Raw genomic sequence first — 14,386 nt, 5'->3', positions numbered from 1 at the left:
GCAGGCAACCGGCGATCATAGTCACCGGGCGCATCCCGGCCGAAGTCGGGGTGACGCCGTCCCCGATGCCTGCCCGCCGCGCCCCGCCCCCTCCGCCGTCCTCACCCTCTGCCGACCCTGCGCGGCCGGCTGCCCGCATCCCCCGCTACGTGGCCTTGGCCGCCGAGATCGCCGGGGCCATCCGCCGCGGTGCCCTTCGTCCGGGCGACCGTCTGCCCTCCGTGCGCGCGGCTTGTGCCAGCCAGCGCTGCAGCCCGGCCACCGTCTTCCAGGCCTATTACCGGCTGGAGGCCGAGGGTCTGGTCCGGGCCCGCGAGCGCTCGGGCTACTACGTCACCGAGGCCGCTCCGGCCCCACTGCCCGAGCCCGAGCGGCCCTCCCAGCCGCAGGCCCATGCCGGGCCGCTGGATGTCAGCGCCCAGGTCTTCGAGATCCTGGAGGCCACCCTGGCCCGCGAGGTGGTGCCGCTCGGCTCGGCCTTTCCCAGTCCGCTGCTCTTCCCGCTGCCGCGCCTGGGCCGCCTGGCCGCCGGCGCGCTGCAGCGCCTCGACCCGTGGACGACGATCGACGACCTCGGCCCTGGCGACCCTGAGCTGCGCCGCCAGATCGCCCGCCGCTACTGCGCCGAGGGCCTGGCCGTCGCGCCCGAGGACGTGCTGATCACCCACGGCGCGCTGGAGGCGCTGAACCTCTGCCTGGCCGCCGTCACCCGGCCGGGCGACAAGGTGCTGATCGAGTCGCCGACCTTCTACGCCGCCCTGCATGCGCTGGAGCGCCTCGGCCTGGAGGCCGTCGAGGTGCCGACCCATCCGCGCGAGGGCATCGAGCTTGACGCGCTGGAGCTGGCCATCCAGCGCCACCGCCCCGCAGCCTGCTGGCTGATGACCAGCTTCCAGAACCCACTGGGCTTTCTGATGCCCGAGGCGAAGAAGCAGGCGCTGGTCGAGGCCCTGCGCGGCCACCAGCTGCCCTTGATCGAGGACGATGTCTACGCCGAGCTGCACTTCGGCCCGAGCCGGCCGCGGCCCGCCAAGGCCTTCGACACCGACGGCCTGGTGCTGCACTGCGGCTCCTTCTCCAAATGCCTGGCACCCGGCTACCGCATCGGCTGGGCGCTGGCCGGACGCTGGCGGCAGGCGGTCTCACGGCTCAGGCTCGGCAGCACGCTGGGCGCCTCGATGCCGGCCCAGCTCGCGATCGCGGCCTACCTCGAGGGCGGCGGCTACGACAGGCACCTGCGCCTGCTGCGTCGCCGTCTGGCCGCACAGCAGGCCGCCTTGGCCGAGGCGGTGGCGCGCCACTTCCCCCCGGGCTGCCGCGCCACCCGGCCGGCAGGCGGCTACTTCCTGTGGATCGAGATGCCCGAAGGCGTGGACGCGCTGGCCCTGCACCGCCGCGCGCTGGCGGCCGGCATCAGCCTGGCGCCCGGGCCGATCTTCTCGGCCCGGCGCGGCTTCCGGAACTGCATCCGGCTGAACGCCGGTCACGGCGATGCGGCCCGCGAGGGGCCGGCCCTCGCCACGCTGGGCGGCTGGATCGCCGAGATGGCGGCCGCCGCGGCCCGCTGATCCGGTCTTTCGCGCCGGCACTGCTGCTGTTCAGGCCGCAGCACAGGGCCTAGGCTTGCCTCCGCCGGGTCGGCTGGCGCCCGACCCGGCCGACCTCGATGCCCCTGTTGCCTGCCCGTCCGCCGGGCCCCTCCATGCTGCCTGCCCTCCTGTTCATGCTGACGCTCGCGGCTGCGCCTGCCGCCGCCGTCCCGCCACCTCCTTCCCCCTCGACCCTGCCCGACACCCTGGCCCAGCGTGCGCTGGCCTGCACCGCCTGCCATGGCGCAGCCGGGCGGGCCACCCCGGGCGGCTACTTTCCGCGCCTCGCCGGCAAGCCGGCCGGCTACCTGCAGCAGCAGTTGCTGCACTTCCGCGACGGCCGCCGGCCGCATGCCGGGATGGCGCGCCTGCTGGCCCCGCTGTCCGACGACTACCTGGCCACCCTGGCCGGTCATTTCGCCGCGCTCGATCTGCCCTATCCGCCACCCGAGCGGCCGACCGCCTCCGCCGCCCAGCGGGCCCGCGGCGAGGCCCTGGTCCGCCACGGCGATCCGGCCCGCCGCCTGCCGGCCTGCGTGGCCTGTCACGGCGAAGGCCTGACCGGCGCCCAGCCCGCCATGCCCGGCCTGCTCGGCCTGTCGCGCGACTACCTGAACGCCCAGCTCGGCGCCTGGCGCACCGGCCAGCGCCAGGCCCGCGCGCCCGATTGCATGGCCGAGCTGGTCCGTGCGCTGGCGCCCGACGAGGTCGAAGCGGTCGCCGCCTGGCTGGCCGCCCAGCCCCTGCCGGCCGATCCCAAGCCCGCCGCGCAGACCCTGCCGCAGCCGCTGCGCGAGTGCGGCACGGCCCGTGTTGCCGCGGCTGGGGGCACGCGATGAGCGCGTCCGCCCTCGCCCGCCTGCGCGCCGGCTGGGCCGGCCGTCGGCTACGTCGCGGCCTGGCCGTCGCGCTGGCCTTCCTGGCCCTGCTCGCCCTGGCCCGCATCGGCTGGGAGTTGCGTCCGCTGGCCTGGCTGGATGCCGCCCCGCCCCAGCCCGCTGCCGCCGTGGCCGGCCTGTCGGCGGAGCCGCAGGCCCGCGGGGCCTACCTGGCCCGGGTCGGCCACTGCGCCGGCTGCCACACCGCGCCGGGCGGGCCGCCGCTGGCCGGCGGCAAGGCCGTGGCCACGCCCTTCGGCAGCCTCCTTGCAGCCAACCTCACGCCCGATCCGGCCACGGGTCTCGGGGGCTGGACGGTGGATGACCTCGGCCGCGCGCTGCGCCATGGTCGCCGGCCCGACGGCGGCCTGATCCACCCGGTCTGCCCGACGGATGCCTACGCCTTGCTCGATCCGGCCGATGTGCGGGCGCTCCACGCCCACCTGCAGGCCCAGGCGCCGGTGGTTCAGTCGCGGGCCGGCGGCAGCCTGTCGCCCCTGCTGCGCCAGCCGCTGGCGCTGGCGGCCTGGCGCGCGCTCTACCGCCGCCCGCCCGAGGCCCCGGGTGCCCCGCCCGCGCCGCGCCCCGGCGATCCGCCGTGGACCGAGGCCCTGGCCGCCGAATGGGCGCGCGGCGCCTACCTGGTGCGAGGCCCGGCCCACTGCCAGGCCTGTCATGTCGAGCGCAATGCCCTGGGCGGCCCGACCGACCGGCGTGGCGGCGGCCCGATGCCGGCCCTCGACTGGTTCGCCCCCTCGCTGCACGACAACGCCGAGGCCGGTGTCGGCGACTGGCCGCTCGACGAGATCGTCGCACTGCTGCGCGACGGCCATGCGCCGCGCGGTCTGGCCCAGGGGCCGATGGCGCAGGTCGTGCTCGGCAGCACCCAGCACCTGAGTGCCCCGGACCTGCGCGCGATGGCGCTCTACCTGCAGCGCCTGGCGCCGCCCGCTGCCCCCGCGGCGGGCCCGGCGGTCCCCCCGCCCGGGCGGCTGGTGGCGGCGGCCGATCCCGCGGCGACCGGCCAGGCCGCCCCGCGGCCGTCCGAGGAGGCCCTGGCTGCGCTGGCTGCCGGGCCGCGCCTCTATGTTCAGCATTGCGCGGCCTGCCATGGCGCGCAGGGCGAGGGCGTGCTCGGCCCGGACGGCGTGCCGGCCGTGCCGCCGCTGGCGGGCAGCCGGCTGATCGGCCAGGCCTCGCCGGCCAATCTGCTGCGGGTCGTGCTGGAGGGCGGCTTCGGCCCGGCGACGGTCGGCCATCCGCAGCCCTTCGGCATGCCGCCCTTCGATCCGGTCCTCAGCGATGCCGAGCTGCTGGCCCTGATCACCCACCTGCGCACACGCTGGGGCCCCCCTGGGCTGCCGCCGCCCAGCGCCTTTGCGCTGCGCCAGCTGCGCGAGCGCCGGGCCGATTGACCCGTCCCGCCCCGCGCCCCGGGCCGTGCCGCGCATCCCGACGGGCTTTGCCGGACACTTGACGCCTCGCGGCGGTTTTCCGACGCCGTCCCGTCCTCCCATGCCGCCCGCCACCAACGTCATCCCCCTTCGTCCGGAGATCGCGCCCTACAGCCCGCAGGCCCAGGCCTGCCTGAACTGTGGCGTGCGGCAGACGGCGCTGTTCGGCGTGCTCGGCGAAGGGGACCTGGTCCGCATCCACCACCGCATCAGCGACCGCCGCCTGCAAGCGGGCGAGCGCCTCTACGGCGCGCATGAACCGGGCCAGGTGCTCTACACCCTGCGCCGCGGCGTGATGCGCTTCGAGCGCCACAACGACCGCGGCGAGCGCCGCATCGTGCGCCTGGCCGGCCCCAGCGACCTGATCGGCCTGGAGGTGCTGCTCGGCCAGCGCTATGCGGCCGATGCGGTGGCCTGCACCGAAGTCGAGCTCTGCGGCATCCCGAAGGTCCTGATCGACGAGCTGCAACAGCGCCACGCCAACCTGACCCGCGACCTGATGAAGCGCTGGCAGCGCGCGCTCGACGACGCCGACGAATGGCTGACCGAGCTGGGCAGCGGCCCGGCCCGTCACCGCATGCTGCGGCTGCTGCTCAAGCTCAGCGAGTTCGGCGATGCGGGGGCCCGCGTCTGGATGCCGACCCGGCAGGAGATGGGCACCATGCTGGACATGACGGTCGAGACCGCCAGCCGCCTGGTCTCTGCCTTCCGCCGCGAGGGCCTGATCGAGCCGGTCGATGCCCGCCATGCGCGGGTCGACATGGGCCGCTTGCTGGCCGAGTTGAAGGCCGAGGGCGCCGCCGGGAGCTGAGCCGTCCGCCCGGTCCAGCGTCTCGCCGCCGGCACGCCCGGCAGCGGCCCTCAGCCGCCAGTGGCCGCATCCAGCACGCGAATCAGCTCGCGGCCGTAGGCCTCCAGCTTCTTCGCGCCGACGCCGTGTACCTCGGCCAGCTCGGCCAGCGTGGCGGGCGCGCGGCGGGCCATGTCGAGCAGGGTGGCGTCGTTGAAGACGATGTAGGCGGGCAGGTTGTGCTCGCGGGCGACCTCGCCGCGCCAGGCCTTGAGCGCGGCCAGGCGGTCAAGGCCGGCGGCGTCCAGGTCGGACGGGGGCAGGGCGGCCCGGCGGCTGCTGCTGCCGCCACCGGCTTTGGGCCGGCCGCGCACGGCCTCGGCGGCCTGGCGCAGGTGCAGGGCGACTTCGCCGCGCAGCACGGCGCGGGCGCTCTCGCTGGGGGCCAGGGTCTGGTACTCGCCCTCGACCAGCACATGGCCCAGGGCGATGAGCTGGCGCAGCACGCTGCGCCACTGCGTCTCGGCCAGCTCGGCGCCGATGGCCCAGGTGCTGAGCTGGTCGTGGCCGGTCTGCGCGACCTTGTCGCTGCGCTTGCCGCGCAGGATGTCGATCACATGCCCGGCCCCGTAGGCACGGGCGCCGCGGCCGGTGTCGCGCGCATGCTGCTGGATGCGCAGCAGGGTGCTGAGCAGCTTGCGCGCGGCCTCGGTGCCGTCCCAGGTGGCGGGCGGCTGGCGGCAGTTGTCGCAGAGCTGCTGCAGGCCGGGCTGGCAGGGCGTGCTGCCTTCGTCGAAGTAGCGCAGCAGGCGCACGCGGCGGCAGTCGGTCGCCTCGGCCAGGGCGAGCAGCGCGTCCAGCTTGTCGCGCTGCAGGCGCTTGAAGGTTTCGTCGGCCGGGCTCTCGTCGATCATGCGGCGCTGCTGCACCACGTCGGCCAGGCCGTAGGCCATCCAGGCCTCGGCCGGCTCGCCGTCGCGGCCGCTGCGGCCGGTCTCCTGGTAGTAGGCCTCGATGTTCTTGGGCAGGTCCAGGTGGGCGACGAAGCGCACGTCCGGCTTGTCGATGCCCATGCCGAAGGCGATGGTGGCCACCATGACCAGGCCTTCCTCGCGCAGGAAGCGGTCCTGGTGGCGCTGGCGCATGCCGGCGTCCAGGCCGGCGTGGTAGGGCAGGGCGGGAATGCCTTCGGCGCTGAGCCAGGTGGCGGTGTCTTCCACCTTCTTGCGGCTCTGGCAGTAGACGATGCCGGCCTCGCCTTCATGCTCGGCGCGCAGCCAGGCGAGGAGCTGCTTGCGCGGCTCGTCCTTCTCGACGACGCGGTAGGCGATGTTCGGCCGGTCGAAGCTGCTCAGGAAGACGCGGGCGTCTTGCAGCGCCAGGCGTTCCAGGATGTCGGCCCGGGTGTGGGCGTCGGCCGTGGCGGTGAGCGCCAGCCGCGGCACGCCGGGATGGCGCTCGGCCAGCATGGACAGGGCCAGGTAGTCCTCGCGGAAGTCGTGGCCCCACTGGCTCACGCAGTGCGCCTCGTCGATGGCGAACATCGACAGGCGCCCGGCCGCGGCCATCGCGTCGAGCTGGGCCTGCATGCGCGGCGTCGAGAGCCGCTCCGGCGCCACATAGACCAGCACCAGCTCACCGGCCAGCATGGCCCGCTCGATCCGCGCGGCCTCGGTGCTGTCCAGGGTGGAGTTGAGGAAGGCGGCTGGCACGCCGGCTTCGTCCAGCGCGCCGACCTGGTCGTGCATCAGCGCGATCAACGGGCTGACCACGATCGTCACGCCCCGGCCCGCGCGGTGGCGGGCGATGGCCGGGACCTGGTAGCACAGGCTCTTGCCACCGCCGGTGGGCATGAGCACCAGGCCGTCGCCGCCGGCCGCAGCATGGGCCACGATCTCGGCCTGCGGCCCGCGGAAGGCCGGATAGCCGAAGACCTCGTGCAGGATGGCGGCCAGGGCGGGCGCAGCCAGGGGGGTGTCGGAGGCGGGGCGAGAAGGCACGGCAGGCGGCGGACGCGGCAAAGGCCCGAGTGTCCCCTGCGGCCCGGCCCGGCCGCCCGCCCCCCTCCGGAGTCGCCCTTGCGGGGGGCGGTGGCCGGGCCGCGCGCCTTATCATCGATGGCCCGCCCGCGCCCCGTCCCATCGACCGCGCGGGTGCTTCGTTTTCAAGCTCGCTGGATCTGCGCCATGGCCTCCGTCAACAAAGTCATCGTCCTCGGCAACCTCGGCAAAGACCCGGAGGTTCGCTACACGCCCAGCGGCTCGGCCGTGGCCAACCTGCGCATCGCCACGACCCGCAACTGGAAGGACAAGTCCAGCGGCGAGAAGGTCGAGGAAACCGAGTGGCACAGCGTGGTCCTGTACGACCGGCTCGGCGAGATCGCGGGCGAGTACCTGAAGAAAGGCCGCCCGGTCTACATCGAGGGCCGCCTGAAGACCCGCAAGTGGCAGGACAAGGACGGCAACGACCGCTACACGACCGAGATCGTCGGCGAGACCATGCAGTTGCTCGGCGGCCGCGACGGCGGCGGTGACGAGGGCGGTGGCGGCTACAGCCGCAGCAGCGGCGGGGGCTACGGCGGCGGTGACGAGGACCGCCCGGCCCGCGCCCCGGCCGCCCGCGCGCCCGCGCCGCGCCCGGCCCCGGCGCCCAAGCCGGCCGCCAGCAGCTTCGACGATCTGGAAGACGACATCCCCTTCTGAGTCAGGCGCCGACCGTGACCCCGGTCGCGCCCGACGCGCCAGGCTGGCGCGTCGTCTGCCTTTGCGCGGCCTGGTGCCGTGTCTGCGAGGCCTATCAGCCGATCTTCGAGGCGCTGGCCCGGCGGCACCCCGAGGTCGGCTTCCACTGGCTGGACATCGAGGACGAGGCCGACGTCCTCGGCGACCTGGATGTCGAGACCTTCCCCTGCCTGCTCGTGATGGAAGGCCGGTGCCCGCGCTTCTTCGGACCGCTGCTGCCGCAGCCTGAGCCGCTGGAGCGCCTGCTCGCCGCACTGCGCGCCAGCCCGGGCGGGCCGCCGGTTGTCAGCTTGTCAGCGGCTTGGCTCGCTCACTTCCAGTCGAGGTCCTGATCGCGCGCTTCGCAGCACGGCCCTGCGGTCCCGGGCGTGGGCGAGGCCCTGGGCGTCAGCCGCACAGGGCACGCCCCAGTAACGGGAAGCCATGCAATCCCTCGGCCCAGCGGCTCTTGACGCCAATATGTCAGCTCCCTAGAGTCGACGCCGTGTGCTTCAAAAGTAATGGCTGATTTACTGTTGTTGCCACTCGGCCCCGCCGGCAGACCCGAGTCAGCGGGCCATTCCCTTCCACTGAGGAGAACCTATGTCCATTCAAAACCTGTCGCAGCCGGAAATCGAGCAAGTCTCCGGCGGTCTGCTGCTGTCGATTGGCAGCAACCCGATTCTCAACGGCTCGCTCGACCTGACGCCGAACGGCATCTTCACCCTGATCAGCAGCCTGCTCGGCGGCCTGACCGGCTTGCTGAAGGGGCTGCCCGTGATTGGCGGCCTGCTGGGCACGATCGGCGGCTGATTCAAGCGGCGCGCGAGCCCCTCGCCAGAGGGTTCGGCGTCTCCGCGGGGCCAGATTCTCGTGCCCGCTCCCGGCAAGCGCCCCTGCCGGGGCGCCGCACCCGGTTTCTCGGTAGCATCAGCTCACATCCGAAACATTCTGTGCACTTCGTAGCACATGCTTACGCAAGGGCTGGGCTGATCCCCTAGAGTTGAATTACCACACCTGGGCTCAAGGGTTTCTCCTTGACTGTCTGGCAGGTGGCGCTCAAAGCCCGGCATGGGTTTGGGCAGTTTCTCAGCAGCGAACCGCAACCCAAGGAATCACCATGGCCATCCAGGAATTGAACTGTCAGGAAATCAAGCAAGTCGCCGGCGGCATCAGCCTCGGCACCTTGCTGGGCCCCACCAACACCATCATCGGGGGCTTGATCAACACGCTGGGCCAACTGCTTGGCCCCACGCTGTCGCTGGTCGTCAAGGTCGTGGGCGGCTTGCTTGGCGGTCTCCGCCTGGGCTGAGCCTGGCCCGGGGCCCGGTGGCCCAAGGCACAGATCGCTGTGCAACCCGGCCTGGATCGTGGCGCGTCGTGCATCGACGCAAGGAAACGCTCGGCGGGCCAGAGCTTGCTCTGTGAGAAGTGCAACCGCTGCTCATGATTGCTAGCAACTTCGCACAAGTCACGCGGTGTTGCACCTCTAAAGTGCGGCTGCCTCAGGTGCTGGCCGGGATCCACAAGACCCGGCCGGTCCCGAAGGCAGGCAGAGGTTCTGCAGGGCCTCTGCCGGCACCCCCCCTTCGAGTACAAACCACGATCTAAGGAATTGACATGGCGATCCAAGAACTGAACCGTCAAGAAGTCGAGCAAGTTTCCGGCGGCCTGCTGGACCTCGGCGGCCTGCTGTCCCCCGTGACCTCGCTGGTCAGCGGCCTGCTGGGCACCGTGACCGGCCTGCTGGGCGGCCTGCTGTCGACCGTGACCGGTCTGCTGGGCGGCCTGCTGGGCGGCATCAAGCTGGGCTGATCCGGCTTGGGTCACCGGCCCGTTCATCTGAACGGCCGGCCGACTGCGCGAAACGCCCCACTGCGGGCGTTTCGCTTTTCTGCGCTTGTGCTTCCCGTGGATCCAAGAGTTTGTTCAACTTCGCCCGCAACTCCACCGCAGCCCGCGATGTCCTCACGCCATGAGCGCTGACGCCCCGATGTACCGCGAAGAAGCCTTGCGCGCACGCGTCGGGCAAGGTCTGGGCGAGATTGTCCTGGCCCAGCCGCCCGCAACCCGGTGGTGGGTCGCCTTGGGATTGGTCTGCGGCCTGCTGGTGCTGGCGCTGCTGCTGGGCGGGCAATACACCCGCCGGGTCGCGGTGGCCGGGCAACTTCTACCCAGCGGGGGCGTGATGCGGGTGGCCGCACCCGCGCCCGGCCTGTTGCAGACGCTGGCCGTGCGCGAAGGCCAGGCCGTGCGTCGGGGCGAGCTGCTCGGTACGCTGAGTTTCGAGCGTCGCGCTGAGGGCCGCAGTGTCGAGACCGGCGTCACCGAGCTCTTGCAGCGCCGCGAAGATTCCCTCAAGCAGGAACTGGAACGCGCCGACACCGCCGAATCCGATGAGCGCGCCGCGCTGGCCCGCAGCGTGGCCGGCCTGCGCAGCGAGCTGGCCCGCCTCGACGAGGCCCTGGCGCTCCAGAACCGCCGGGTCGAGCTCTCCGAAGAGTCGAGCGCCCGGTATGAGGCCTTGGTCGAACCGGGCCATGTTTCGCGCGAGGAGTGGCAGCAGCGCCGCGCCGACGCCCTGGACCAGCGCGCCCGGGCCGGCGCCATGGCCCGCGAGCGCGCCGCTCTGCAACGCGAGCTGGCGAGCCGCCGCGACGAGCTCGCCCTGTTGGCCGAGCGACAGCGCAAGCAGCGCGCCGCGCTGGAGCGCGATCTCGCGCGGGCCGGCCAGGAGCGCGAGGAGGCCGAGGGCCGCCACGTCCTGCAACTCGTGGCGCCGGCCGATGCCGTGGTCGCTGCCGTCCTCGTCGAGGCCGGCCAGTCGGTGGACGCCGGTCGCACCCTGTTTCGTCTCGTGCCGCCCGAGGATCCCCTGCAGGCCGTTCTCTATGCGCCCAGCCGCGCCGCCGGCCCCCTCAAGCCCGGGGACACGGTGCTCCTGCGCTACCAGGCTTTCCCCTTCCAGAAATTCGGCCATCACCAGGGCACGGTGCGCGAGATCGCGCCGGCCCCGGTCTTTGGCGAGGAACTGCTCAACATCGGCCTGGGCCTCCACCCGCAACTTCAGAAGGGGGCCGAGCCCTACTTCCGGGTGACCGTCGACCTGCCGGCCCAGGCCCTGGATGGCCCGCGCGGCCCGGCCGTGCTTCGGCCGGGCATGTTGCTGGAGGCCGACCTGCGTGCCGAGAAGCGGCGCCTGATCGAATGGGTTTTCGAGCCCCTGCTGGGCGTGGCCAGCCGCTGGTAAGCCGCCCCTTCCTCCCCTTCAGTGCCCGCGGCCCGGTGCCGGTGATCCGGATTTCCCCGACATGACGCCCTCTTCCCCGAAGCCCAAGCCCGACGCCGCAGCCCATGCCTCCTGGCTGAACCGCCTGCACTTCGGCGGGCGCCGCCGCACCCCGGTGCTGCTGCAGGCCGAGGCGGCGGAGTGCGGCATCGCCTGCCTCGCCATGGTGGCCGGCTACCACGGCCTGCGCATCGACCTGGCCACGCTGCGCCAACACTTCCAGGTCTCGCTGGCCGGTGCCACCCTGGCTGGCCTGATGGCCCAGGCTGGCGCGCTGCACCTCGCAACCCGCGCGGTCAAGCTGCAGGTCGAGGACATGAAGGACCTGCGCATGCCTGCCGTGCTGCACTGGGACTTCAATCACTTCGTCGTGCTGACGGCGGTCGACCGCCGCGGCATCACCATCCACGACCCCAGCCTCGGCCAGCGCCATGTGCCCTGGGCCCAGGTTGGCAAGTCCTTCACCGGGGTGGCGCTGGAGGCCTGGCCCAACCCCGGTTTCAAGCCCGCCAAGGTCGAGCGTCGTATCAAAGTGACCGAGTTGCTCGGCCGCATCAGCGGCTGGCTGCCGGCCGGCCTGCAGATCATCGGCCTGGCCCTGGTGCTGGAGCTTTTCGGCCTGCTTTCGCCGCTGATGCTGCAGTGGACGATGGACCATGTGCTGGTCAGCGCCGATCTCGACCTGCTGGTCCTCCTCGCCATCGGCTTCGCCGCGCTGGTCGTGATGCAGCAGCTCATCTCGCTGTTGCGAAGCTGGCTGCTGCTGGTGCTGTCGACCACCATGGCGCTGCAATGGCGGGCCAATCTCTTCAGCCACTTGCTCAAGCTGCCGGCCGGCTTCTTCGAGGTGCGGCATCTTGGCGATGTGGTCTCGCGCTTCGGCGCGGCCGACACCATCCAGCGCACGCTCACCTCGTCCTTCGTCGAGGCCCTGCTCGACGGCCTGATGTCGGTGCTGGTGCTGGTGATGATGTTCTTCTACAGCCCGGTGCTGGCTGCGGTCGCGCTGGGCACCATGACGATCTACGGCGTGATGCGCATGCTCTGGTACCGCCCGCTGCGCGAGGCGACCGAGGAGCAGATCGTCCACGCCGCGCGCCAGCAGTCGCACTTCCTCGAAACCGTGCGCGGCATCCGTGCGATCCAGCTCTTCGGCCGCGAGCCGCAGCGCCGCGACACCTGGCTGGCCCGCGTCGTCGAGCAGATGAATGCCGAGCTGCGCACCCAGAAGCTGGAGCTGGGCTACCGCCTCGCCAACGGCCTGCTGTTCGGCCTGGAGCGTGTCGGCGTGATCGCCTTCGGCGCGAGCCTGGTGCTGGACGGCGTCTTCACCGCCGGTGCGCTGCTGGCCTTCATTGCGTACAAGGACCAGTTCGCGCACCGCGTCAGCGTGCTGATCGACCGCCTCTTCGAGCTGCGCATGCTGCGCCTGCACGGCGAGCGCCTGGCCGACATCGCGCTGGCCAAGCCGCAGGACCCGGGCCCCGCCACGCCGGCCGATGCCCCCCCGCCCAGCCAGGCCCCGGCGCTGCGGCTAGAGGGCCTGCGCTTTCGCTACGGCGACGGCCTGCCCTGGGTGCTCGACGGCCTCGACCTTGACCTGCCGGCCGGCAGCTCGCTGGCCATCGTCGGCGCCTCCGGCTCGGGCAAGAGCACGCTGGCCGCCCTGCTGCTGGGCCTGCGCGAGCCGGCGGCCGGCCAGATCCTCGTCGACGGCGTGCCCAGCGAGCGCCTGGGCCGCCACGCGATGCGGGCCATGACCGGCGCGGTCACCCAGTCCGACACGCTCTTCGCCGGCTCCATCGCCGACAACATCACCTTCTTCGACGCCACCCCCGACCGGGCCTGGATGGAGGAATGTGCGCGCGCCGCCGACATCCATGCCGACATCGTCGCGCTGCCCATGGGCTACCACACTCTGGTGGGCGACATGGGCACCGTGCTCTCCGGTGGCCAGCAGCAGCGGGTGCTGCTGGCGCGTGCGCTGTACAAGCGGCCGCGGCTGCTGGTGCTCGACGAAGCCACCAGCCACCTCGATTTGGCCAGTGAGCAGCGCGTCAGCCAGGCCGTGGCGCGGCTCAAGCTCAGCCGCATCCTGATCGCGCACCGGCCGCAGACCATTGCCAGCGCCGACCGCATCGCGCTGATGCAGGGCGGGCGCATCGTCAGCGTCGCCGGCCCGGCCGAGCTGCCCGCGCTGCTCGCCCGCCTCGAAGCCGGCACCTCGCCCGGCGAGACCGCATGAGCCGCCTTGCCCGGTGCGGCGTGCCGGTGCTCGGCCTGCTTGCCGGGCTGCTGTTGGCTTTCCCCGCGGTCTCGGCCCCGCCCCCGGCCGGGGATGGCCCGGAGGCGCTTCGCCGCGCAGCCCAGGCCCTGCCCGCTGCGCTGCCGCCCGAGCAGGCCGGCTGTCCGGAGGGGCCGGTCACGCAGCCACTGGGCCTGCATGAGGCGGTCGCCCGCAGCCTCTGCCAGTCACCCAAGGCGCGCGGGGCCTGGGCCCTGGCCCGCCAGCGTGCGGCCGAGCTCGGCGTGGTCGAAGCCAGCTACTGGCCCACGCTGCAAGCCGGCGCCATTTACGACGAGACCCGCCAGCGCTACCGCGAGCCGGCCGTCAGCATTTCGAGCAAGACCGAGGGCATGAGCCTGCGGCTGAACTGGGTGCTGTTCGATGGCGGCCGGCGCAGCGGCCGCAAGCAGCAGGCCCGCGCCCTGCTGGCTTCGGCCAATGCCACGCAGGATGTCGTCGTGCGCAGCGAGCTGCTCGACGCCCTGCGCGCCTACCACCTGGCCCAGGCCGCCGAAGCCCTGCGCCTGGCCAGTGTCGAGGTCGAGCAAGTCGCCCGGCGCACCGCCGAGCGGGTGAAGGGCCGCCAGGCCGGCGGCGTGTCCGCTCGGGCCGAGCTGATGCAGGCCCAGGCCGCGCTGAGCCGCGCCACCCTCGGCCGGCTCGATGCCGAGGCCGCCGCCGAGGCTGCGCGTGGCGAGCTCGCGCGACGCATGGGCCTGTCGGCCACCACGGCGCTGACCGTGCCGGCCCTGCGCCTTCTGCCCAGCGCGCAGGCCCTGCCGGCCGATGCGCAGGCCTTGATCGACGAAGCCTTGCAGCAGCATCCCCGCATGCTCGCGGCCCGCGCCGAGGCCGAGGCCGCCCGCGGCCGCCAGGCCGCCACCCGGGCCGAGGATTGGCCCGTGCTCAGCCTCAGTGCCCAGCAGAGCACCCAGCAGCCGCCCAACGGCAGCCTCTTCATCGTCGACCGCCTGCGCTCGGCCAATGTGCAGTTGCAGGTGCCGATCTTCGAGGGCGGCGCCGGCCCGGCCCGCCGCCGCGGCGCCGCCGCCGAAGTGCAGCGGGCCGAGGCCTCGGCCGACGAGCTGCGCAACGAGGTCGAAAGCAGCCTGTGGCGGAGCTGGCAGGAGGCCCGCGCCCAGAACCAGCGCATCGAAGCCGTCGACCGCCTGGTGCGCGACACCCGCGACGCCTCCGACGGCCTGGCCGCCCGCTTCAACGCTGGCGCCGGGGGCCTGTTCGAGTGGCTCTCGGCCCAGCAGGACGCGGCACGCGCCCGGCGCGAGCAGGTCGAGGCGGTGCTGGCCTGGCACGACGCCCGGCTGCGCCTGGCCGCCCAGGTCGGCAACCTGGGCGGCTGGCTGCTTGCCGAGCCCTGA

At 73.0% G+C, this 14,386-nt stretch carries 13 protein-coding genes; 12 read left to right on the top strand and 1 reads right to left on the bottom strand.

The genetic code is table 11. The features are described 5' to 3' along the window. Positions 1 to 137: 137 nt before the first annotated feature. From JI742_RS01125 to JI742_RS01110, 4 genes are all read left to right on the top strand, one after another. Positions 138 to 1,568: an aminotransferase-like domain-containing protein gene (locus JI742_RS01125; protein WP_201826252.1), complete on the top strand. Its 1,431-nt coding sequence runs from the start codon at positions 138 to 140 to the stop codon at positions 1,566 to 1,568. Between the two features lie 134 nt (positions 1,569 to 1,702). Next, entirely contained in the window at positions 1,703 to 2,428 is a 726-nt protein-coding gene (locus JI742_RS01120; RefSeq protein WP_201823165.1) for a c-type cytochrome, read from the top strand. Then, positions 2,425 to 3,882 (top strand): c-type cytochrome, encoded by a 1,458-nt coding sequence (locus JI742_RS01115; RefSeq protein WP_201823163.1) that lies wholly within the window; start codon positions 2,425 to 2,427, stop codon positions 3,880 to 3,882. Before JI742_RS01120 ends, JI742_RS01115 begins: the two co-directional genes overlap by 4 nt. A gap of 100 nt (positions 3,883 to 3,982) precedes the next feature. Continuing rightward, the gene (locus JI742_RS01110) at positions 3,983 to 4,732 is read left to right on the top strand and encodes a Crp/Fnr family transcriptional regulator (RefSeq protein WP_201823160.1); all 750 of its coding nucleotides are present in this window, start codon (positions 3,983 to 3,985) and stop codon (positions 4,730 to 4,732) included. Between the two features lie 50 nt (positions 4,733 to 4,782). Here the strand turns inward: JI742_RS01110 and recQ are convergent, their stop codons facing one another. Next, the gene (recQ, locus tag JI742_RS01105; RefSeq protein WP_201823157.1) at positions 4,783 to 6,711 is read right to left on the bottom strand and encodes a DNA helicase RecQ; all 1,929 of its coding nucleotides are present in this window, start codon (positions 6,709 to 6,711) and stop codon (positions 4,783 to 4,785) included. 186 nt (positions 6,712 to 6,897) lie between these two features. Here recQ and ssb point away from each other — a divergent pair, with 186 nt between their 5' ends. From ssb to JI742_RS01065, 8 genes are all read left to right on the top strand, one after another. Then, the gene (gene ssb / locus JI742_RS01100; RefSeq protein WP_201823155.1) at positions 6,898 to 7,413 is read left to right on the top strand and encodes a single-stranded DNA-binding protein; all 516 of its coding nucleotides are present in this window, start codon (positions 6,898 to 6,900) and stop codon (positions 7,411 to 7,413) included. 14 nt (positions 7,414 to 7,427) lie between these two features. After that, complete coding sequence (locus JI742_RS01095; protein WP_350309611.1) at positions 7,428 to 7,784, top strand: thioredoxin family protein; 357 nt, start codon at positions 7,428 to 7,430, stop codon at positions 7,782 to 7,784. 250 nt (positions 7,785 to 8,034) lie between these two features. After that, the gene (locus JI742_RS01090) at positions 8,035 to 8,244 is read left to right on the top strand and encodes a hypothetical protein (protein ID WP_201823152.1); all 210 of its coding nucleotides are present in this window, start codon (positions 8,035 to 8,037) and stop codon (positions 8,242 to 8,244) included. A 307-nt stretch (positions 8,245 to 8,551) separates the two neighbouring features. Then, positions 8,552 to 8,743, top strand: coding sequence for a hypothetical protein (locus JI742_RS01085; protein ID WP_201823150.1), 192 nt, complete (start codon positions 8,552 to 8,554; stop codon positions 8,741 to 8,743). Positions 8,744 to 9,051: 308 nt separating this feature from the next. Continuing rightward, positions 9,052 to 9,246 carry a hypothetical protein gene (locus JI742_RS01080; protein ID WP_201823148.1) on the top strand — a complete coding sequence of 65 codons (195 nt, stop codon included), beginning with the start codon at positions 9,052 to 9,054 and terminating at the stop codon, positions 9,244 to 9,246. A gap of 160 nt (positions 9,247 to 9,406) precedes the next feature. Next, positions 9,407 to 10,681 (top strand): HlyD family secretion protein, encoded by a 1,275-nt coding sequence (locus JI742_RS01075; RefSeq protein ID WP_201823144.1) that lies wholly within the window; start codon positions 9,407 to 9,409, stop codon positions 10,679 to 10,681. Between the two features lie 61 nt (positions 10,682 to 10,742). Then, positions 10,743 to 12,965, top strand: coding sequence for a peptidase domain-containing ABC transporter (locus JI742_RS01070; protein WP_201823141.1), 2,223 nt, complete (start codon positions 10,743 to 10,745; stop codon positions 12,963 to 12,965). After that, complete coding sequence (locus JI742_RS01065) at positions 12,962 to 14,386, top strand: TolC family protein (RefSeq protein ID WP_201823139.1); 1,425 nt, start codon at positions 12,962 to 12,964, stop codon at positions 14,384 to 14,386. The genes JI742_RS01070 and JI742_RS01065 overlap by 4 nt, the downstream gene beginning before the upstream one ends.

It is taken from the genome of Piscinibacter lacus, assembly GCF_016735685.1.
In the GTDB taxonomy this organism is placed as follows: domain Bacteria; phylum Pseudomonadota; class Gammaproteobacteria; order Burkholderiales; family Burkholderiaceae_C; genus Aquariibacter; species Aquariibacter lacus.
The sequence above is the reverse complement of the archived record's forward strand: the minus strand, read 5'-3'. Positions and strand labels throughout refer to the sequence as shown.